Raw genomic sequence first — 18,927 nt, 5'->3', positions numbered from 1 at the left:
TCCTGCTGTCAGCACAACGCAATTCGTGGTGGGGCGCATCTTGTGGGTTGCCTGGCCGGGGCAATACAGGAGATGCGGCTGGAATTGCTGGTGGCCGATGCTGTGGAGTGGTGCATCGACGAAGGGCCGGAGATGAACGAACACAAGGCGTTGATCCTCGACGAGGTGCGTAAATACCACGCCGATGTGGAACCCGCCGGGGATTTCGAGCCGGGCGTCACCGAGATCTGGCCGACCGGGGCCGTGCATGACGTGGCCGACCGGCTGGCGCTGGTCGAGGCGGCTCTCGAACTGCGGGTGGCCGGCGGCAGCCGGGCCAGGAAGTTCGAGTCGGTCTTCGCCCGCAAGATGAAACGCCGCAAAGCCCACCTCACCAACTCGGGCTCTTCGGCGAACCTGCTGGCCATCTCGGCTTTGACGTCACACCGGCTGGAAGACGCCCGTCTGCGGCCGGGTGATGAGGTGATCACTGTTGCGGCGGCGTTCCCGACGACGGTGAACCCGATCCTGCAAAACGGTCTCGTCCCGGTTTATGTGGATGTGGAACTCGGCACCTACAACCCGACCGTGGACATGGTGGCGCGGGCGATCGGCCCGAAAACGCGGGCGATCATGATCGCGCACACCGTCGGCAACCCGTTCGCGGTGGCGGAGATGGCCGAACTCGCGGCCGAGCATGAACTGTTCCTGGTGGAGGACAGCTGCGACGCCGTCGGGTCGACGTATGACGGCGAGCCGGTGGGCACGTTCGGTGATCTGACCACGGTCAGCTTCTACCCGGCTCATCACATGACGATGGGTGAGGGCGGGTGTGTGCTGACCTCCAGCCTGTTGCTGTCTCGTATCGTCGAGTCGTTGCGGGACTGGGGGCGGGACTGCTGGTGTGAGCCGGGTGAGAGCAACACCTGCCTGAAGAGGTTCAGCTATCAGATGGGGACGTTGCCGCACGGCTATGACCACAAGTACATCTACTCGCATGTCGGCTACAACTTGAAGATCACCGAGTTGCAGGCGGCGCTCGGGTTGAGCCAGCTGGGCAAGGTGGATGACTTCTGCGCCGCCCGCCGTCACAACTGGCGGCGGCTGCGCGAGGGCCTGGAAGGCGTCCCGTATCTGATCTTGCCGGAGGCCACGCCGCGCTCGGATCCGAGCTGGTACGGATTCGTTCTCACCGTCGACCCCGGGGCGCCGTTCGATGCCAAGGAACTGGTGGACTTCCTGGAGGACCGCAAGATCGGCACCCGCCGCCTGTTCGCGGGCAACCTGCTGCGCCATCCGGCCTACCTCGACCGCGAGCACCGGGTGGTGGGGGAGTTGGTCAACACCGACCTCATCACCACCCACACCTTCCACGTCGGCGTCTATCCCGGCCTGACCGACCAGATGATCGACTACGTGGTCGCCTCGATCAAGGAATTCATCGCCGCACGCGGATGAAGCTCACCCCAGGCGGTCCAGCCAGCGGAAGAGCTGAGGGAAGACCTGCTGGGCCGCCTCGTCGGTGAGCATCCCGTGGCCCTCTCCCGCCAGCTCCGTCCAGGCGGAGTCCGGGTGCAGGCGCGGCAGGTGGGCGCGGACGGCCTCCACGGGGATACGGGGATCCCTGTCGCCGTGCGCCACGAACAGCGGAACCCCGGGCAGCTCGTCGTCGGGCGCGAACCGCGCGGTCTTCAGGAACGCCCGCACGGCGGCGTGCTCGACCTCGCGCAGGTCCGCCGAGCGCAGGAACGAGCACAGCAGGAAGGCGCCGCGCACCTCCGGCGCGGCCAGCGCCACACGTGAGGCCAGGTAGCCGCCGTAGCTGAGCCCGCCCGTCACGACAGGGCCCACCGCCGTCTCCCGGAGCACCCGCAGCGCGTCGTCCACGTCGTCGGACCCGTACAGCTCGGGCAGAGGAGCGGACACCGCCGGGTCGAGGAGCCTGCTGCCGCGCAGGTTCGGCTGCACCACGCGCCAGCCGGCCAGCGCGAGGGAGTCCGCCAGCGGCGACCAGGTGGCCAGGTTGGCGCCGTTCGGGCCGCCGTGGAAGAGCACCACGGTGCCGCGCGGCTCGCCGGACGGGTCGCGTACCACGCAGGGGAGCGTGCCTCCGGCCAGGGTGTGCGCCGCGGGAGGCAGGCCGTGGGGCGAGGAGGCGGCGCGCAGCCGTATCGGGGGGCCGCCGAGCTCGGCCAGCTGGAGCCGCCTCGGCTGGTCGGCCGAGGTCCAGGTGAGCGCGAGCAGGTCGCCGTCGCGCCGCACGTCGTGCACCACCGCCGGGGCGGGGCCGGTGAGCGGGCGCAAGGCGCCGGTGCGTATCTGCCACGCCCGCGCCGTCCTGCCGGGCCACGACTCCACGACGAGCGCCAGCTCCCCGTCCGGCAGCCAGGGGCCGAGCGCCGCGACGGGGCCGTCCCAGTGGCAGGTCCAGGTACGGCCCGCGCACACGACCCGGCGGGCCCGGCCCCGGCGCAGCAGGATCGCGATCCTGTCCGGCGCCGTGGCCACGTCCTCGACGGCGACCTTGGGCGGCAGCTTGACCGTCCCCACCACGGGATGGGTGAGGACGTGCCCTTCCCGGGAGACCGGCCCGTGCCCGTCCGGCCAGACGGCGCGGGGGACGGCCTGCTCGGCGGCCAGGTCGTCGTAGACCATGGCGCTGAGCACGCCGTCCTCCCAGCGCGGCTCGGCGTGCCAGAGCGGCCCCGACGTGAGGGGAGCCCAGCGGCCGCCGGCCCAGAGCGCCAGGTGGCGGCCGGACCAGGCGTCGGTGCTGACCACCGGGCCGCGCGGGGTGAGCGCGAGCGCGGGCCGCCCGCCGTCCACCTGCGAGCGGAGGAACGGCGGGGGCAGCCCGGGGACCACCCGGTCAGGCAGGCGCATATTCTTTGGCGCGCAGCGTCACCGGCACGACCCGCTCACCGATCAGCAGCTCCACCGTGTCGCCCGGCCGGTGACTCTCCACCCAGGCGTCCAGGTCGTCCAGGCTGTCGAAGGCCGCGTCGCGCGCGCCCCTGATCACGTCGCCGGGCCGAACCCCCGCCCCGGCCGCCGGCGTCCCGAGCGCCACGCCCTGCACCAGCAGGCCCTCGCCGCGCACCGCGCCCACCGGGATGACGCCGAGCTCCGTCTTGTGCATCGTGTGGTAGCTGTGCGGCGTGCCGTCGAGGTAGTCGCCGAGCAGTTCGAGGAAGTGGTCCCAGTGGTGCAGGAAGCCGTCGCGCTCGAACCTGCCGTGGCCCTCGTCGGGGAAGCCCTCCTGGCGCAGGGAGAGCCTGGTGTGCCCGGCACCGTGGTCGGACAGCTCGAAGGTCATCCGCACCTCGGCGTCGCAGGAGTACAGCGCGGTCACCAGCTCCAGCCTGCGGTGCCGGGTGAGCTTCTCGACCCTGCCCGGGTAGGCGAAGGGCAGGCGCGCGCCGGGATCGTACAGCCAGCAGAAGGCGGCGCCCTCACGCTCCGGCAGGATGCTCGCCACGGTGCCCAGCCAGTACTCGGCCGCCTCGGGCGCGAACATGGCGGCCCACACGGTCTCGCGCGGATGGGTGAGGACGCGTTCCAGATTGTTGGTCGACATCGTGCACTCCTTAGTTGACCTCGGTCAGTACGGCGACCCGCGACCGGGTGATGGTGAAGGTGGCGAACACCGCGAGCCCGAACAGGATCACGGCCGCGGCGGTGAACGAGGCGCGCAGCCCCATCAGCGAGGCCAGCACGCCGCCCAGCAGCGCGCCCACCGGCATCCCGCCGTAGGTGACCAGGCGGTGCACGCCGGTGATCCTGCCGAGCAGGTGGTCGGGGGTGCCGGACTGGCGCAGGGACATCTGGTTGACGTTCCAGATCGCGGCGGCCAGCCCGGCCAGGATCTCGCCGAGGCCGGCGACCCACACGTTCGGCGCGACGGCGGTGACGAGGAAGGCCAGGCCCGTCCCCGCCAGCGACAGCCGCAGGCTGACCGCGACGCCGAACCACCGGTTCAGCCTGCCCGCCTGGGCCGCGCCGAACAGCGCGCCGCAGGCGCCGACCGCCAGCAGCAGGCTGAACCCGACGGCGCCGAGCCCCAGCGCCTGCTGGGCGAACAGCACGAAGATGGCGTTGCCCGCCATGCACGCCACGTTGAAGAAACCGCCGATCGCGGTGATCGAGCGCAACACCGGCTGGCGCCACAGCCAGGAGAACCCCTCCTTGATCGACTGCCGCACGGTCATCCCGCCGAGCGCGTCGCGCCGCACGTGGTAGTCGCCGCGCATCTTCCGCAGGAACAACGCGCTGACCAGGAAGGACAACGCGTCGCCGACGAACGGCAGCGCCCTGGAGGCGGTGAACATCAGGCCGCCGAGCGGCGGCCCGACGAAGGACTCGACCGTGGTGCGCGAGGCCACCAGCCACGAGTTCGCCTGCTGGATCCGGTCCGCGTCACCCGACACGACCCGGGGGAGCACGGCGGCGTTGGCGCTGTCGAACACCGTGTCCGCGATGGCGATGAGGAAACCGGCCAGCATGAGCACGGCGATGCTCGCGGTCTGCGTGACCACGGCGGCGGCCAGCGCGGCCGTCAGCGCGGCACGTACCAGGTCGGCCAGCCACATGGCGCGCTTGCGGTCCCACCGGTCGGCCATCACCCCCGCCGGCAGCGCGAACAGCAGCCACGGCAACCTGGCCACGACGATCACCGAGGAGACCACGAACGGGTCGCTGGACAGCGTGGCCGCCAGCAGCGGCAGCGCCGCCGACGAGATCCCGTTGCCGAGCAGTGAGACCGACGTGGCGGCCCACAACTTCGGGAAGTCGGGGGCGCTGGTGAACACCGTGCGGGAGGTCATGGGATGTCCTTCGAGGCAGGATCCAGTTCGACGCAGAGCCGGTGGGCGAGCGCCGCGTCGCCGTCGAGGCCGAGCTCCCGTGAGCAGACGGCGGCGGCGCGGGCGGCCTCGGCCCCGCGTAACGTACCGGAGCCCGCCGCCGTCCAGAAGACCTCGCGCGCCGCCTGCCAGTCCTTGCGGCTCGCGTGAAAGGCGCCGATCGCGTACAGCGGCTCCGGGTCCACCGGGTCGAGCTCCCGCAGCCGGGCGACGGCGTCGGCGGGGGCGCAGGACGTGCCCGCGAAGGTGTCGAGCTTGAGGTAGGCCTCCAGCACGAGCGCGCGGTTCTCGTGCTGGTAGTGGGTCCGCACCGGGTCGTCGACCAGGGTGGCCAGGGCGTCGTCGTGGTCGAGCGCCGCCCGCATGTGCGCGATCACCGGCTCGCGGTCGCCGCTCGACAGCTCGTGCAGGGCGGCGGCACGGTGGTAGCGGCTGGTCACCAGGTGTGCCAGCCAGCCGGGCTCGCGGCTCAGCCCGGCCGACTCCCGCGTGGCCACACCCAGCCAGCGCGCGGCGCTCGCGTGATCACGGCCGCGGGACAGCGCGGACACCAGCTGCAGCGCCGACAGCACCCGGAGCGCCGGCCGCCCGGCCTGCTCGGCCAGCCGCCCGAAGATCTCGTGCGGCACCGGCGACTTCCTGTTGAGCTGGAAGGCCGCCCTGCCGATCTCGTACGCCAGTTGCTGGCCCGTCGCCTCCGCGCTCATGGACAGCGTCCCGGCCAGGCGCATGATCGTCCGGTGGAAGCCGAGCTGGGTGAGCAGCGACACCACGGTCACCCGCTCGGACGGCGTCAGTTCCGCCCAGCGCTCGACCCGGTCGGCCAGGGTGTGCCAGCGGGGCGTGCGCAGCTCCTGCGGGAGCTCCCCCGGGTGCGCGCACAGGTACGCACGGCTCCTGGCCTGGACGGCCACCTGATGGCGGGCGCTGGTCACCGAGATCGTGCTGAACCAGTGCGGCGTGACGGGTTCGGCCTCGCCGGTCAGCATGCGGGCCAGGTGTACGGCGTGCCGCGAGCGCAGCGGGACCGGGGCGGAGTCGCTCAGGTCGAACCACGCCGACCAGCGCCTGCGCAGCTCGCCCACGTCGAGCACGGTCACCTCGGGGAAGCTCAGCTCGCCGAACGGGCGGGACTCGTCGCGGAGGTGGGTGAAGGCGGGCATCTGAAGCTCCTAGGCGACGGGGCACGGCAGGCTGTCGGCGGACGGCGTGAGGGGCTCGAACACCTCCGAGCGGTGACATACGACACGCCGCACGACGTGACCGTACGCATCGGGCAACTCCACCTCGGCCGGCTGCCGGCCGAACAGCCGCTCAGCCAGCCCCACCTCGGCCAGCCCCACCTCGGCCGGTTGCGTCGCGGTTGGTTGCGGCGGCGGCGTGCCGGGGGCGGTGCGCAGGGTTCCGTCGCCGGTGGTTCTGGCCTCAACGAAGGCCAGGTGGGCGGGGCCGGCGGCGGCGACGGCCAGGCCGCGGGCCCGCTCGCGCGCCTGCAGCGCCGACGACGGCCGGGCGCGGCTGAGCGCCAGCCTGGCGGCGACCGCCTCGTACACGGCATGCCGCACGGCGGGCGCGGTCCCGTGCCGCGCCGCCGCGCCGCAGGTCAGCGCCAGTCCGCCGGCCCGGTGCAGCAGGGCGAGGACGACGTCGGGGCCGATCCCCGCCACCCGCACGGTCCGCAACGTCACCGCGTGGCCGCGCAGGGCGTCGAGCAGGCGGGCCGGCAGCACGGCCTCGTGCAGGTGGTCGAGCCGTTCGAAGCGGATGTCGCCGGTGCGCCAGCCCCGCGTGAGCACGTGCCGCTCGACGACCTCGAGCAGCGCCGCCGTCCTCGCCTGCCCGTGGTCGCGGCCGGCCGCCGTGCCGACGGAGGTCTGCGCGCACCAGCGCACCTCGGGCGGCGGCGGATCCCAGCCGAGCAGGACGGCCTGAGCGGGCACCGCGACGGGCGCCCCATCTCTCATACCGGACCCGATCACCCAGCGCATGGGCGTCGAGCGGGGCGTCCCCGCGGGTTCGACGGTCGGCAGGCCGCCCGGATCCCGGCGGGTCGGCAAGGCGTCGCGTGCCGCCATGTGGCTCACGTGCTGCGCGTACTCGCCCGTCGCGCGCACCCGCGCGCGCTCGGGGTCCGCGTCGCAGGCGCCGCCGCTGATCCCCGCCTCGTCACGCAGCCAGGCCAGGTGCAGCGCGCCGCCGAGCAGCGGGAGCAGCGCGGGTGCGCCGGGCGCCCGGACAGGTGACATGCGATGCTCCTCGGAGGGTGACACGGACGTCGGGGGCCTGTTGCGTGGCGGCCTGCCCCGTTGACGTCCCGTTCGGCTGTCCCGGCCGCCCGGGGACGAGCCGGTTAGTACGACTTCGTGCCGAGAACGTCGAACTCCTCGGCGCTCTCGTCGACTTCACCCAGGTCCCAGGTGACCTCCATGTGCGTTCACCTCCTCTCGGTTCGTAGATCCATCGTCTGCCGAGAAGGTGATCCGGCACATCTCTCACGTTGCCGTCTTGATCTTCTTCCGACGTGCTCTCAGCGTCCGATGCCGAGGTAGGTGTAGCCGAGTTGGCGTAGTTCGGCGATCTTTTGCTTGGTGTAGTAGGCGCGGCCGTCGAGGATGAGGCATTGGGGGGCGACGGGGAGGGTGGCGTAGTCGATGTGGGTGAAGTCGTGGTGGAGGGCCATGATGGCGATGCAGTCGGCGTCGCGGACGGTTTCGTGGAGGGTTTCGGTGGGGGTGATGCCGAGTTGGGTTTCGGCTTGGTAGGGGTCGACGAGGGGGTCGTGCAGCTTGACGGTGGCGCCGGCTTTGAGGAGGGCGGTGATGACGCCTTCGACGGGGGTGGCGCGGAGGTCGCCGGTGTTGTTCTTGAAGGCGGCGCCGAGGATGGCGATGGTTGCTGTGGCGGGGTTTTTGCCCTGGCTGGCCAGGGTGTCGATGATGAGTTGGCTGGTGTGGTCGGGCATGGTTTGGTTGATTTTGCGGCTGGTGGGTGGGGTGTGGAGTTCGATGCCGTGTCGTTGGGCGGTGTGCCAGACCATCCAGGGGTCTTTGACGAGGCAGGAGCCGCCGACGCCGATGCTGGGCAGGAGGATGTTGACGTGGTGTTTGCCTTTGGTGATGGTGTTGGCGGCGGTGATGACGTCGAGGACGTCGACGTTGTAGGCGGCGCAGAATTTGGCGAGTTCGTTGGCCATGGCGATGTTGAGGTCGATCCACCAGTTGTCGGCTAGTTTCACGATTTCGGCGGCTTCGGGGGAGTCTTGGGTGAGGACGTCGACGTGGAGTGCTTGGCGCCAGAACAGGGCGGCGTCTTGGGTGCTGTCGTCGTCGATGCCGCCGACCACGATGGGGAGTGACCGCAGCTCTTTGAGTGCGGTGCCTTCGGCGAACCGTTCGGGGGTGAAGGCGAGGTTGAAGTCGGTGCCGCAGGTGAGGCCGCCCTGCTCCAGCAGTGGCCGAACGAAGTCGCGGGTCGTTCCGGGTGGGACGGTGCTTTTGACGAGGACGAGTTGTCCGGGGCGTAGGTGCCGGCCTATCTGCTCGGATGCCTGTCCCAGTTGCTCTTCGACCATGGAGCCGTCGGTGCGGACGGGGGTGCCGACGGTGAGTAGCAGGACGTCGGCGTCGGTGATGGCGGCGAAGTCGGTGGTGAGGCTGAGCCGGCTGTCGGTGATGGCGGCTTCGAGCAGGGGTGCGAGGCCGTCTTCTTGGTAGCGGCAGTGGCCGTCTTGGAGTTCTTGGATGAGGTGGGTGTTGGTGTCGATGCCTGTGACGTGCCAGCCTCGTTCGGCGAGGATCGCGGCGTAGCAGGAGCCGACGTAGCCGAGTCCGATGACGGCCACTTTGGGCTGTTCGTTTTCGCGCAGGTATCGCATAAACGTTCCCCTTTTGTGGGTGACCGGTCGAATTCCTGCTGTCAGCACAACGCAATTCGTGGTGGGGCGCATCTTGTGGGTTGCCTGGCCGGGGCAATACAGGAGATGCGGCTGGAATTGCTGGTGGCCGATGCTGTGGAGTGGTGCATCGACGAAGGGCCGGAGATGAACGAACACAAGGCGTTGATCCTCGACGAGGTGCGTAAATACCACGCCGATGTGGAACCCGCCGGGGATTTCGAGCCGGGCGTCACCGAGATCTGGCCGACCGGGGCCGTGCATGACGTGGCCGACCGGCTGGCGCTGGTCGAGGCGGCTCTCGAACTGCGGGTGGCCGGCGGCAGCCGGGCCAGGAAGTTCGAGTCGGTCTTCGCCCGCAAGATGAAACGCCGCAAAGCCCACCTCACCAACTCGGGCTCTTCGGCGAACCTGCTGGCCATCTCGGCTTTGACGTCACACCGGCTGGAAGACGCCCGTCTGCGGCCGGGTGATGAGGTGATCACTGTTGCGGCGGCGTTCCCGACGACGGTGAACCCGATCCTGCAAAACGGTCTCGTCCCGGTTTATGTGGATGTGGAACTCGGCACCTACAACCCGACCGTGGACATGGTGGCGCGGGCGATCGGCCCGAAAACGCGGGCGATCATGATCGCGCACACCGTCGGCAACCCGTTCGCGGTGGCGGAGATGGCCGAACTCGCGGCCGAGCATGAACTGTTCCTGGTGGAGGACAGCTGCGACGCCGTCGGGTCGACGTATGACGGCGAGCCGGTGGGCACGTTCGGTGATCTGACCACGGTCAGCTTCTACCCGGCTCATCACATGACGATGGGTGAGGGCGGGTGTGTGCTGACCTCCAGCCTGTTGCTGTCTCGTATCGTCGAGTCGTTGCGGGACTGGGGGCGGGACTGCTGGTGTGAGCCGGGTGAGAGCAACACCTGCCTGAAGAGGTTCAGCTATCAGATGGGGACGTTGCCGCACGGCTATGACCACAAGTACATCTACTCGCATGTCGGCTACAACTTGAAGATCACCGAGTTGCAGGCGGCGCTCGGGTTGAGCCAGCTGGGCAAGGTGGATGACTTCTGCGCCGCCCGCCGTCACAACTGGCGGCGGCTGCGCGAGGGCCTGGAAGGCGTCCCGTATCTGATCTTGCCGGAGGCCACGCCGCGCTCGGATCCGAGCTGGTACGGATTCGTTCTCACCGTCGACCCCGGGGCGCCGTTCGATGCCAAGGAACTGGTGGACTTCCTGGAGGACCGCAAGATCGGCACCCGCCGCCTGTTCGCGGGCAACCTGCTGCGCCATCCGGCCTACCTCGACCGTGAACACCGGGTGGTGGGTGAGCTGACCAACACCGACCTCATCACCACCCACACCTTCCACGTCGGCGTCTATCCCGGCCTGACCGACCAGATGATCGACTACGTGGTCGCCTCGATCAAGGAATTCATCGCCGCACGCGGATGACCCGCCCTGCGCGCCACAAGCCGAGAAGGTGATTCCTCATGAGCCGGACCGACGCATGAAGGCCCTGGTGTTGTCCGGCGGGTCCGGCACCCGCCTGCGTCCCTTCAGCTATTCGATGCCGAAACAGCTCATCCCCATCGCCAACCGTCCCGTGCTGGAGCACGTGCTGGTGAACATCCGCGACCTGGGCGTGACGGAGATCGGCATCGTCGTCGGCTCCTGGGCGGCGGAGATCGCCGCGGTCATCGGGGACGGCTCGTCGCTCGGCCTGCGCGTCACCTACATCCGGCAGGACGAGCCCCTCGGGCTGGCGCATGCCGTACGGCTGGCGCGCGGATTCCTCGGCGAGGACGACTTCGTGCTGTATCTCGGCGACATCATGCTGCCCGACGGGGTCGCCCTCATCGCCGCGGACTTCCGCGCCCGGCGGCCGGTCGCGCACGTGGTGGCGCAGCGGGTGCCGGATCCGCGGGCGTTCGGCGTCGTGGAGCTCGGCGCGGGCGGGGCCGTACGGCGGCTGGTCGAGAAGCCCCGGTGGCCGCGCAGCGACCTGGCCATGGTGGGCGTGTACTTCTTCACCGCCGCCGTGCACGAGGCCGTCGCCGCCATCACGCCGAGCCGGCGCGGCGAGCTGGAGATCACCGACGCCGTCCAGTGGCTGGTCTCGCAGGGGCGGCCGGTCCGGGCCACCGAGTACCGGGGGTTCTGGAAGGACACCGGCAAGCCCGACGACGTGCTCGAATGCAACCGGAGACTGCTCGGCGAGCTGGGCGGGCGGGTCGAGCTCGGCCCCATGACCAGGACCCTGCGGTCGCGGATCGACGGGCCGGTGATCGTCGGCGCGAACACGGTGATCGAGGACTGCCTCATCGGGCCGAACGTGTCCATCGGCCGCGACTGCGTGCTGCGCGGGACGCGGCTCAGCGACTCCATCGTGCTGGACGGCGCGTCGATCCTGGAGGTGCCCGGCATGCACGGCTCGATCGTCGGCCGCTCGGCGGTCATCGAGCCGGCCCGCTCGCCCGCGATCCCGTACCGTCTGCTGGTCGGCGACAACACCCGCGTCCAGATCGCCCCCGTGGCCCGCTGACAGCGGCCGCCCGCGCCCCCCGAACCGGCCCCCGACATGCGGCGACCGACCGGTGGGGCCGGTCGGTCGTCGTGGCAGGGGTTGGGGTCAGGCTACGGCGGGCGTGTTCTGGTACGCCGTGATGAGCCACTGGCCGTCCTGCTTGGCCAGCACCCAGGTGGCGCGCACGGCCCGCTCCGGCGCGACCTCGGTCTCGCCGCCGGCGAGCACGCCGCCCTTGGTGACGAGCACCGCGGCCTCCGGCCCGAGGAACTTGGCCGACACGGGCTCGCCGAACACCCGCGTCCCCTTGAGCGGCCCGGCGTAGGCGGCGCTCATGTACGCCCGGATCCCGTCGCGGCTCGTGACGAAGACGTCGCCCGGCAGGATCATGGTGGCGTCCTCGGTGAACGCGCCGGCGAAGGCGTCGCCGTCGTTGGCGGCCCAGGCGGCGATGATGCGCCGGGGCACCTCGCGCACGGCTGTCGTGTCGTCAATGGTGGTCGATGTGGCGCTCATGTGCTCGTCCTCCACTCAGCGGCTGAAAAACACCCTCCGCGACCATAACTCCACCCCGGCGGCGGCCTTTCTCCTGCCGTGCCCAAAGGGCCGGCTCATTTTCCCGCATTCTCAAAGATGTACGCGCCGCCGCCGCCTGTGACGATATCCGCAAGAACCGGCATTCAGGGCGGGTATCCGTTCGCGGGCCCTTTCATTGGGGAAATTCAGCAGTGGAGGACACCGGATGACTGACAATCGGGCAGGCGAGCTGAGTTTCGCCCTGATCGAGGAGAAGGTCGGAGAGATCTGGCGGTACGTCCTGGACGTGCCGGACGACATGGCGGATGCCACGTTCTTCGACCTGGAAGGCGAGTCGATCTCCGCGATCCGCATCGTGTCGCGCATCGAGGACGAACTGGGCGTCGAGCTCGAGGTGGGCGACATCTTCGAGGAAGACCCCAACGTCGGCGCACTGGTGCTCAGGGTCGCCGCCGCGGCGAAGGTCTCGTCCCTCGCCTGAACGCGCCACCGGCGCGAGCTTTTGACCGCTGGGACACGCGGCCCAGCGCCCCGAGGGAACAGTAGGAGGAAATGGTGGCGACGACGACCGAGGTTCCGGCACGGGAAGAACTGGTGCGGCGGGTGTCCGCGCTCGCTCCCGGCCTACGGGCCAGGGCGGCCTGGGCCGAGCAGAACCGGCGTCTCCACGAGGAGTCGATCGAGGCCCTGGCCGACGCCGGCGTCTTCAGGATGCGGGTGCCCGCGCGTTTCGGCGGCTACGAGTGCGACACGCGCACGCTGGTCGACGTGGGCGCGGAACTGGGCCAGGCCGACGGCTCCACCGCGTGGACGGCGTCGGTCTACTGGATTCCGACCTGGATGGTCTGCCTGTTCCCGGACGAGGTGCAGGCCGAGGTGTTCTCGACGCCGGACGTGCGGGTGTGCGGCACCCTCAGCCCCACCGCGATGGCCGCCCCGGCGAGCGGCGGCGTCGTGGTCAACGGCAAGTGGGGGTTCGTCAGCGGCGCCTGGCACAGCCACTGGCAGGAGATCGTGGCCATCCTGGTGGGCCCTGACCAGGAGCCCATGCCCATCATGGCGCTCGTGCCCACCTCCGAGTTGAAGATCATCGACGACTGGCACACGACGGGGCTCCAGGGCACCGGCAGCGTCAGCACGGTCGCCGAGAACGTGTTCATCCCGGCCGAGCGGGTGCTCCCGCTGCCCGCCGTGCTCCAGGAGCAGTACGCCTCCCAGCTGAACGCCGGCATCCCGATCTACCGGGCGCCGCTGCTGCCCGTGGCTTCGGCCTCGTCGGTCGGCACCCTGCTGGGCCTGGCCAAGGCAGCCAGGACGGCGTTCCTGGAGCGGCTGCCCGGACGCAAGATCACCTACACCGGGTACGAGCAGCAGAACGAGGCGCCCCTCACCCATCTGCAGGTCGCCTCGGCCGCCCTCAAGATCGACCAGGCGCAGTTCCACGCGGAGCGGCTGGCCGCGACCGTGGACGGCAAGAGCGAGCGCGGCGAGTCGTGGACGCTGGAGGAGCGGGCCAGGGTCCGCGCCGACATGGGCGCGGTGTGCGCGCTGGCCAAGGAGGCCACGGACATCCTCGCCACGGCCAGCGGCGGCTCCTCTCTCTACTCCGACGTGCCGATCCAGCGCATCCTGCGTGACGTGCACAGCGCCAACCTGCACGCGCTCATGCACCCCAACACCAACACCGAGCTGTACGGCAGGGTCCTGTGCGGCCTGCCGCCGAACACGCTCTACATCTGACGGCGCGTCCCCCGCGTTCCGGCGAACCCCGATGCCCCGCTGCCATCCGGCCGCGGGGCATCCGCGCGTCACGCCGCCTCCAGCTCCGCCGGCGTTCCCGCCGCCGCGGTGGCCGCGGTGGCCGCCGTGGCCGCTGTGGCCGCCGTCGCCGGGTCGCGGCGCTGCCCGGCCGGGGCGCAGGCGTCGACGATGAGCTCGCGGCCGAGGTTGCCGCGGACCAGCAGGTCGGCCACGACTCCCCAGCTCGTGCTTCCCTCCGGCGCCCGCAGCGCCGCCGCGACGGCGGTCAGGTCGTCCACCACCTCCTCCAGGATGTCGGCGACGGCGTCGGCGTTGTGCTCCAGGATGTCGATCCACAGCTCCGGCGGGCTGCCGGCCACCCGGGTCACGTCGTACAGCCCCCTGCCCGCCAGGGACAGCACGTCCGGCTGCCCGGCCGCGTACGCGAACCGGGCGGAGAGCGCCGCCGACATGACCAGCGGCGCGTGCGAGACCGCGGCGGCGGCCCGGTCGTGCGCGGACGGCGACAGGAGCGTCACCTGCGCCCCGCAGGCCGCCACGAGCTCGGCGACGGCCCGCACCGCGTACAGGGCGGTGGCCGGGCACGGGCACAGCGCCCACTTGCGGCCGGTGAACAGGCCGGCCCGGGCGGCGCCCGCCCCCGGCACCTCGCGCCCGGCCATCGGATGCCCGGGGACGTACCTGCTCAGGTCGCAACCGGCCAGTTCGGCGCTCGCCAGGATCCGCGCCTTGGTGCTGGCGACGTCGGTGTAGACGGCGCCCAGCTCCCGGGACTGCGCGTCGCGCAGCACCTGGGGAACGGTGGACGGCGGGGTCGCGATGACCACCACGTCCGCGGGCGGCTCGTCGAGGGTCAGCGCGATCCCCGCCCCCATGCGCACCGCCTCGGACAGCGCGCGCGGGTCGTGGTCGGCGAGCGTCACGCGGATGCCTTCGGCGCGCAGCGCGAGCGCCACGGAGGTGCCGATCAGCCCGCACCCGATCACCGTGACCCGGCGGATCGTGGACCGTGCGGTCCCGCTTGTCGTGGACGTCAAGATGGCCATGGTGATCGGTCCTTCCTCAGCATGTGTGCTTCTACAGTCATGCTGCGCCGGACCAGGCCCGAAAAGGGGGATGAGCGACGTCCGCTTACTGTCGCAGGGCAGCACGTTCCTGCCAGGCGCCCGGGAACGCGGCAGCCGCCCGCCCCGGGGGACGAGCGGCTGCCGGGGTGAGACGGTCAGGTCCAGGGAGCGACCGGATACCAGGGGATGATCTCCCGCCGGGCGAGGAGCCTGACGTCCCAGTAGAGGAACGTGAACACCCCGGCGACGATGAGCGCCGACGCCGTGAGCACCGCGATCCGGTGCGGCTTGGCGGCCAGCCACCGGTGCACGCGACTGCCGAACACCACGGCCATGACCAGCAGCAGCACCGCGAGCAGGACGATGTTGCCGATGGACTGCAGCGTGAAGGCCGCGGCCCCGTACAACGGGTTCCCGCTCTCGGCCGCGTCCCGGAACATCGCCCTGAACAGCCCGTACGGACGCCCGATGAGGAACCCGCCGATCAGCACGCCCATGAAGACCGTCCGCGCGTCGGGCCGCCGCTCGAACGGGTCGGGCACCAGCTTGAGCGCGGCCAGCCCCAGATACAGCATCGCCAGGCCGACGATGCCGAACGCCACCATCGACTGGATGCTGCGCGGAGAGAGCCCGCCCGCGACGTTCGCCGTCGTGGAGAACTGCGGCATGCTCGTGCCGACGATCCCGACGAGCGCCCCGTACAGGGCGGAGACCGGGATCATGCCGGCGGCCAGCAGCCCGAGCGGCCGCAGCGCCGCCCTGAACCGCTCCCCGCGCCCTGCGCCGTCGCCGATCATGGGCGCGAGCGCGCCGAACACCGCGATGTTGCAGGCGGTGAACGTGCCGGCCATGCCGGTCACGAAGGCGAACACCACGCCCGCCGCGATGCCCGCGATCGGCGCTTCCGCGGCGTCATGCCCCAGCAGGGTGTCGGCGACGGTGCCGCCGATCGTCTCGTCCACGAACCGGGCCGACCACACGACCGTCAGCAGGAACCCGATCAGCGCGCTGATCAGGACGACCCGGCCGCGCCGCACGGTCCGCAGCTCGCCGTCGCGCGCCGCTCGCCCGCTCAACGTGTCCGCCATCACCCACCACCGTTCACTCGGAGTGTCATGTACGGTCAGGATGAACGGCGATCTTCGGGGCGATTTCTTCGAGAATGCTCAATTTCTGGCCACTCATGGCCACACGGTCAGCACCACGAGCGCCACGGCGATCAGCGTGTCCAGCACGAAGCAGAACTCCGCCAGCGAGCGCACCACGACCTTCCCGGTTCGATGGTGGTGGACGTCCCACGCGGCGTGGCCGAGCATCCCCGCCGCCACCAGGTACGCGCCCGCGTCCCCGCCGATCGCCAGCGTGACCACCGCGACGAGCCCGAAGCCGGCCATCGCGAGCAACGGGCGCGACAGCCCGCCGGAGCCGGTGAGCAGCCCGTACACCGCCAGGACGGCAGCGAGGCCGAGCATCGGCCAGGTCGGGTCGACGGCGGGGACCAGGGCCCGGGTGGCGCCGATGACGACCCCGCTGATCAGGAACAGCGGCCACGCCGCCGTGGGCCTGCGCAGCGCGGCGGCGCCCAGGTAGATCAGCGCCGAGGCGGTGAGTATCGGCGCGATCTCCTCGCCGCCCGTCAGGCCGTAGGCGATGACCCCGGCCACGGCGATCGCGGCCATGGTGGGCCAGTGGCGGAGCGGTGAGACCTGTTCGGTCATGTTCTTCAAGCGCGTTCTCCTTCGGTGAGGTCTCCCAGCCTGGTCGCGGCCGCCGATCGCCAGTAGTGACGGATGAGCACGCCGGCGCATGGACGTGTCACATGATCAGATGACATCTGTCATCCGCTGACGCCTTGCTGCGACAATGGCCGCGTGCGTGACCTCCCGATCGACCGGATCGACCAGGAGACGGACCTGGGCGGCTTCCGCCGGGGCACCTGGTGGAGCGTGACCGCGACCACCGGGATCTTCCTGGTCTTCGTCGCCGGAGCCTGGATCATGGATCCCGGCGTGGCCCCGTGGGCGAGAGCCGCGGGCGCGGTCGCGCTGACCGTCACCGGGCTGGCCGGCATGGTGCTGCTCAGCCGCCGGATGGAGCCCGGCCCGGCCGTCCGCCTCCCCGTCCTGTGGACGGCCGCCGGGGGCGCGGGCGCGGCCGTGCTCGGCGCGCTCATGCTGGCGCGCGGCGACGACGGCCGGTGGTCGCTGCCCGCCGCGCTCGTGGTGTCGATCGTCGCGGCGTTCCTGCGGCCGGTGCCCCGGTGGGCGCTCATCATCGCGACCGCGGCCGCCGCCGCGGCCGTCGGCGCCGTCTCCGGCGCGCCGCTGCCGGGCGCCGCGCTGCTCCCGCCCTGCGTGGTCCTCGTCACCGCGTGGGCGACCCTGGGCATGCTGTGGGGCTGGGACGTGGCCAAGCGGCTGAACGACGTGCGCAGGCTCGCCGCCGAGCTGGCTGTCAAGGAGGAACGGCTGCGGTTCGCCGCCGACCTGCACGACATCCAGGGCCACCACCTGCAGGTGATCGCGCTCAAGAGCGAGCTGGCCGCCCGGCTCGCCGGGACCGACCCGGCGCGCGCCGCCGCCGAGATGGACGAGGTGCGCCGCCTGGCCGTGGACGCGCTCACCGACACCAGGGCGGTGGTGCAGGGCTACCGCCGCACCACGCTCGACGCGGAGATCGCCAACGCGACCGGAGTCCTGGCCGCCGCCGGCATCGACGCGCGGATGTCCGTCGAGCCCGCCGACGCCGCCCGCCTGGCCGGCCCCAGCCGCCACCTGCTGGGCCTGGTCATGCGGGAGGCGACCACCAACGTGCTGCGCCACAGCCGCGCGCGGCACGCCGAGGTCGACTACCGGGTGACCGGCGACCTCGCCCGCCTGCGGGTGGCCAACGACGGCGCGGTGGCCGCGCCGGGCCCGGAGGCGGGCAGCGGGCTGCGTACCCTCGCCGAACGGCTGGCGTCCGCCGGCGGCGAACTGACCTGGGAGCACGACGACGACCGCTTCGCCGTGGTGGCCCGCCTGCCCGCCGCGACCGCGGAGGCCCGATGATCCGGTTGCTGATCGCCGACGACGAGGACCTCCTCAGGGGCGCCCTTGCGGCGCTGCTGGAGCTGGAGGACGACCTCACCGTCACCGCCGAGGCCGCCACCTCCACCGACGCGGTGCGCCTGGCGAGGGAGCACCGGCCCGACATCGCGGTTCTGGACCTGGAGATGCCGCCGTCCGACGGGCTGCGCGCGGCCGAGACGATCAGGGCGGAGCTGCCCACCCAGGTCATCCTGGTCACCCGGCACGCCAGGCCGGGCGTGCTGCGCCGGGCCCTGTCGGCGGGCGTCAGCGGCTTCGTGCCCAAGACCACGCCCGCGACCAAGCTGGCCGAGATCATCCGGGCCGTCGCCGCCGGCCGGCGCTACGTCGATCCCGACATCGCCGCCTCCGCCCTCACCGAAGGCGCCTGCCCGCTCACCGACCGGGAGCTGGAGGTGCTGCGGGCCTCGCGGACCGGGGCCTCGGTCAACGAGATCGCCGAGCGGGTCCACCTCGCGCCGGGCACGGTCCGCAACTACCTGTCGGCGGCGATGGCCAAGCTGGGCGTCGGCTCGCGTCACGCCGCCGCCCACCGTGCCTGGGAAGAGGGCTGGATCTAGGAGTCGCGCGCCTCGTCCAGCACCCGGGCCGATTCGCGCTCGTAGGAGGTGCGGGCCGACAGCACGAGCAGGCCGCCGAGCACCATCGGGACGATCAGCGCGTACATGGCGACGACGAGGGAGCCGGTGGCGTCGGAGGTGATGCCGACGATCAGCGGGCCGAACGCGGCGCCGAGCGTGAGCAGGAACTGCAGCACCGCGAAGCCGAGCCCGCGCGAGCTCGCGCCGACGACGTCGGCGACGGACGCCGTGCACGTCGGGATCGCGGTGGCGGACACCGTGACGGCCAGCAGCACACAGATGATCATGGGTACGGTCGACCCGATGAGCAGGGCGCAGCCGAGCAGCAGCGAGCCGACGGTGATGCCGGTGCCGCCGACCAGGAGGAGCCCGGCCCGGTGGCGGGCGATGGCCTTGCGGCCGAGGCGGCCGCCGATCACGGTGCCCGCGACGACGCCGACGATGGTGACGAGGCCGCTGGTGGTGCCCGCGACGCCGATGGGCAGGCCGTAGGCGCGCGAGAGCAGCGACGGCAGCCAGTAGTAGATGCCGCCCAGGCCCAGCGTCAGGATCATCACGCCCACGGAGACCCGGAGCAGCGTCCGGATGCCGAGGACCTCGCGGACCTGGCGCCAGAAGGGCGGCAAGGCCGGGGC

At 71.3% G+C, this 18,927-nt stretch carries 18 protein-coding genes; 7 read left to right on the top strand and 11 right to left on the bottom strand.

What is annotated here, in order from left to right:
* Window positions 1-72: 72 nt before the first annotated feature.
* Window positions 73-1,437, top strand: coding sequence for a lipopolysaccharide biosynthesis protein RfbH (rfbH, locus tag ADY59_RS16560; protein ID WP_231618747.1), 1,365 nt, complete (start codon window positions 73-75; stop codon window positions 1,435-1,437).
* Between the two features lie 3 nt (window positions 1,438-1,440).
* Here rfbH (ADY59_RS16560) and ADY59_RS16555 read toward each other — a convergent pair whose 3' ends face one another.
* The 6 genes from ADY59_RS16555 to ADY59_RS16530 all read right to left on the bottom strand — a co-directional run bounded on the left by ADY59_RS16555 (window position 1,441) and on the right by ADY59_RS16530 (window position 8,715).
* Window positions 1,441-2,862, bottom strand: coding sequence for an alpha/beta hydrolase (locus tag ADY59_RS16555; RefSeq protein ID WP_049563081.1), 1,422 nt, complete (start codon window positions 2,860-2,862; stop codon window positions 1,441-1,443).
* A complete protein-coding gene (locus tag ADY59_RS16550; protein WP_049563079.1) occupies window positions 2,849-3,556 on the bottom strand; it encodes an SRPBCC domain-containing protein in 708 nt (235 codons plus the stop codon). The genes ADY59_RS16555 and ADY59_RS16550 overlap by 14 nt, the downstream gene beginning before the upstream one ends.
* Window positions 3,557-3,566: 10 nt before the next feature.
* Window positions 3,567-4,802: an MFS transporter gene (locus tag ADY59_RS16545; RefSeq protein WP_049563077.1), complete on the bottom strand. Its 1,236-nt coding sequence runs from the start codon at window positions 4,800-4,802 to the stop codon at window positions 3,567-3,569.
* A complete protein-coding gene (locus ADY59_RS16540) occupies window positions 4,799-6,004 on the bottom strand; it encodes a hypothetical protein (protein WP_049563076.1) in 1,206 nt (401 codons plus the stop codon). Before ADY59_RS16540 ends, ADY59_RS16545 begins: the two co-directional genes overlap by 4 nt.
* Before the next feature lie 9 nt (window positions 6,005-6,013).
* On the bottom strand, window positions 6,014-7,087 hold the full coding sequence (locus ADY59_RS16535; RefSeq protein ID WP_049563074.1) for a YcaO-like family protein: 1,074 nt from the start codon (window positions 7,085-7,087) through the stop codon (window positions 6,014-6,016).
* 281 nt (window positions 7,088-7,368) lie between these two features.
* Window positions 7,369-8,715, bottom strand: a complete 1,347-nt coding sequence (locus tag ADY59_RS16530; protein ID WP_049563073.1) for a nucleotide sugar dehydrogenase — start codon at window positions 8,713-8,715, stop codon at window positions 7,369-7,371.
* A 105-nt stretch (window positions 8,716-8,820) separates the two neighbouring features.
* On the opposite strand from ADY59_RS16530, the gene rfbH (ADY59_RS16525) reads away from it, so the two are divergent.
* Complete coding sequence (gene rfbH / locus ADY59_RS16525; RefSeq protein ID WP_231618746.1) at window positions 8,821-10,185, top strand: lipopolysaccharide biosynthesis protein RfbH; 1,365 nt, start codon at window positions 8,821-8,823, stop codon at window positions 10,183-10,185.
* A 55-nt stretch (window positions 10,186-10,240) separates the two neighbouring features.
* A complete protein-coding gene (locus ADY59_RS16520) occupies window positions 10,241-11,275 on the top strand; it encodes a glucose-1-phosphate thymidylyltransferase (RefSeq protein ID WP_049563071.1) in 1,035 nt (344 codons plus the stop codon).
* An 87-nt stretch (window positions 11,276-11,362) separates the two neighbouring features.
* Here ADY59_RS16520 and ADY59_RS16515 read toward each other — a convergent pair whose 3' ends face one another.
* Window positions 11,363-11,773: an SgcJ/EcaC family oxidoreductase gene (locus tag ADY59_RS16515; protein ID WP_049563149.1), complete on the bottom strand. Its 411-nt coding sequence runs from the start codon at window positions 11,771-11,773 to the stop codon at window positions 11,363-11,365.
* Between the two features lie 226 nt (window positions 11,774-11,999).
* Here ADY59_RS16515 and ADY59_RS16510 point away from each other — a divergent pair, with 226 nt between their 5' ends.
* Window positions 12,000-12,275, top strand: a complete 276-nt coding sequence (locus tag ADY59_RS16510; RefSeq protein ID WP_049563069.1) for a phosphopantetheine-binding protein — start codon at window positions 12,000-12,002, stop codon at window positions 12,273-12,275.
* A gap of 74 nt (window positions 12,276-12,349) precedes the next feature.
* Window positions 12,350-13,534 carry an acyl-CoA dehydrogenase family protein gene (locus tag ADY59_RS16505; protein ID WP_231618745.1) on the top strand — a complete coding sequence of 395 codons (1,185 nt, stop codon included), beginning with the start codon at window positions 12,350-12,352 and terminating at the stop codon, window positions 13,532-13,534.
* Between the two features lie 68 nt (window positions 13,535-13,602).
* On the opposite strand, the gene ADY59_RS16500 is transcribed toward ADY59_RS16505, so the two are convergent.
* From ADY59_RS16500 to ADY59_RS16490, 3 genes are all read right to left on the bottom strand, one after another.
* Window positions 13,603-14,592 (bottom strand): prephenate dehydrogenase, encoded by a 990-nt coding sequence (locus tag ADY59_RS16500; protein WP_197093687.1) that lies wholly within the window; start codon window positions 14,590-14,592, stop codon window positions 13,603-13,605.
* 185 nt (window positions 14,593-14,777) lie between these two features.
* Window positions 14,778-15,710, bottom strand: coding sequence for a hypothetical protein (locus ADY59_RS16495; protein ID WP_049563066.1), 933 nt, complete (start codon window positions 15,708-15,710; stop codon window positions 14,778-14,780).
* 93 nt (window positions 15,711-15,803) lie between these two features.
* Window positions 15,804-16,349, bottom strand: coding sequence for a hypothetical protein (locus tag ADY59_RS16490; RefSeq protein WP_049563064.1), 546 nt, complete (start codon window positions 16,347-16,349; stop codon window positions 15,804-15,806).
* A gap of 144 nt (window positions 16,350-16,493) precedes the next feature.
* Here ADY59_RS16490 and ADY59_RS16485 point away from each other — a divergent pair, with 144 nt between their 5' ends.
* Together ADY59_RS16485 and ADY59_RS16480 are read left to right on the top strand one after the other, a co-directional pair.
* Window positions 16,494-17,672: a sensor histidine kinase gene (locus ADY59_RS16485; RefSeq protein WP_049563063.1), complete on the top strand. Its 1,179-nt coding sequence runs from the start codon at window positions 16,494-16,496 to the stop codon at window positions 17,670-17,672.
* Complete coding sequence (locus ADY59_RS16480; protein WP_049563061.1) at window positions 17,669-18,271, top strand: response regulator transcription factor; 603 nt, start codon at window positions 17,669-17,671, stop codon at window positions 18,269-18,271. The genes ADY59_RS16485 and ADY59_RS16480 overlap by 4 nt, the downstream gene beginning before the upstream one ends.
* Here the strand turns inward: ADY59_RS16480 and ADY59_RS16475 are convergent.
* Window positions 18,268-18,927 (bottom strand): MFS transporter (locus ADY59_RS16475; RefSeq protein WP_049563060.1); only part of this gene is annotated, 660 nt, incomplete at its 5' end. The two genes, ADY59_RS16480 and ADY59_RS16475, sit on opposite strands and share 4 nt — an antisense overlap.

This window comes from Nonomuraea sp. SBT364, from assembly GCF_001083785.1.
Taxonomy (GTDB): Bacteria; Actinomycetota; Actinomycetes; order Streptosporangiales; family Streptosporangiaceae; genus Nonomuraea.
Note: the sequence above shows the minus strand (reverse complement) of the source record. Positions and strands in the feature narration are given on the sequence as shown.

Coding starts and splice junctions, on each gene's coding strand:
- ADY59_RS16535 (WP_049563074.1), bottom strand. CDS start 7,087: ATGTCACCTGTCCGGGCGCCCGGCGCACCCGCGCTGCTCCCGCTGCTC.
- ADY59_RS16510 (WP_049563069.1), top strand. CDS start 12,000: ATGACTGACAATCGGGCAGGCGAGCTGAGTTTCGCCCTGATCGAGGAG.
- ADY59_RS16550 (WP_049563079.1), bottom strand. CDS start 3,556: ATGTCGACCAACAATCTGGAACGCGTCCTCACCCATCCGCGCGAGACC.
- ADY59_RS16540 (WP_049563076.1), bottom strand. CDS start 6,004: ATGCCCGCCTTCACCCACCTCCGCGACGAGTCCCGCCCGTTCGGCGAG.
- ADY59_RS16515 (WP_049563149.1), bottom strand. CDS start 11,773: ATGAGCGCCACATCGACCACCATTGACGACACGACAGCCGTGCGCGAG.
- ADY59_RS16545 (WP_049563077.1), bottom strand. CDS start 4,802: ATGACCTCCCGCACGGTGTTCACCAGCGCCCCCGACTTCCCGAAGTTG.
- rfbH (WP_231618746.1), top strand. CDS start 8,821: ATGCGGCTGGAATTGCTGGTGGCCGATGCTGTGGAGTGGTGCATCGAC.
- ADY59_RS16555 (WP_049563081.1), bottom strand. CDS start 2,862: ATGCGCCTGCCTGACCGGGTGGTCCCCGGGCTGCCCCCGCCGTTCCTC.
- rfbH (WP_231618747.1), top strand. CDS start 73: ATGCGGCTGGAATTGCTGGTGGCCGATGCTGTGGAGTGGTGCATCGAC.
- ADY59_RS16495 (WP_049563066.1), bottom strand. CDS start 15,710: ATGGCGGACACGTTGAGCGGGCGAGCGGCGCGCGACGGCGAGCTGCGG.
- ADY59_RS16530 (WP_049563073.1), bottom strand. CDS start 8,715: ATGCGATACCTGCGCGAAAACGAACAGCCCAAAGTGGCCGTCATCGGA.
- ADY59_RS16520 (WP_049563071.1), top strand. CDS start 10,241: ATGAAGGCCCTGGTGTTGTCCGGCGGGTCCGGCACCCGCCTGCGTCCC.
- ADY59_RS16480 (WP_049563061.1), top strand. CDS start 17,669: ATGATCCGGTTGCTGATCGCCGACGACGAGGACCTCCTCAGGGGCGCC.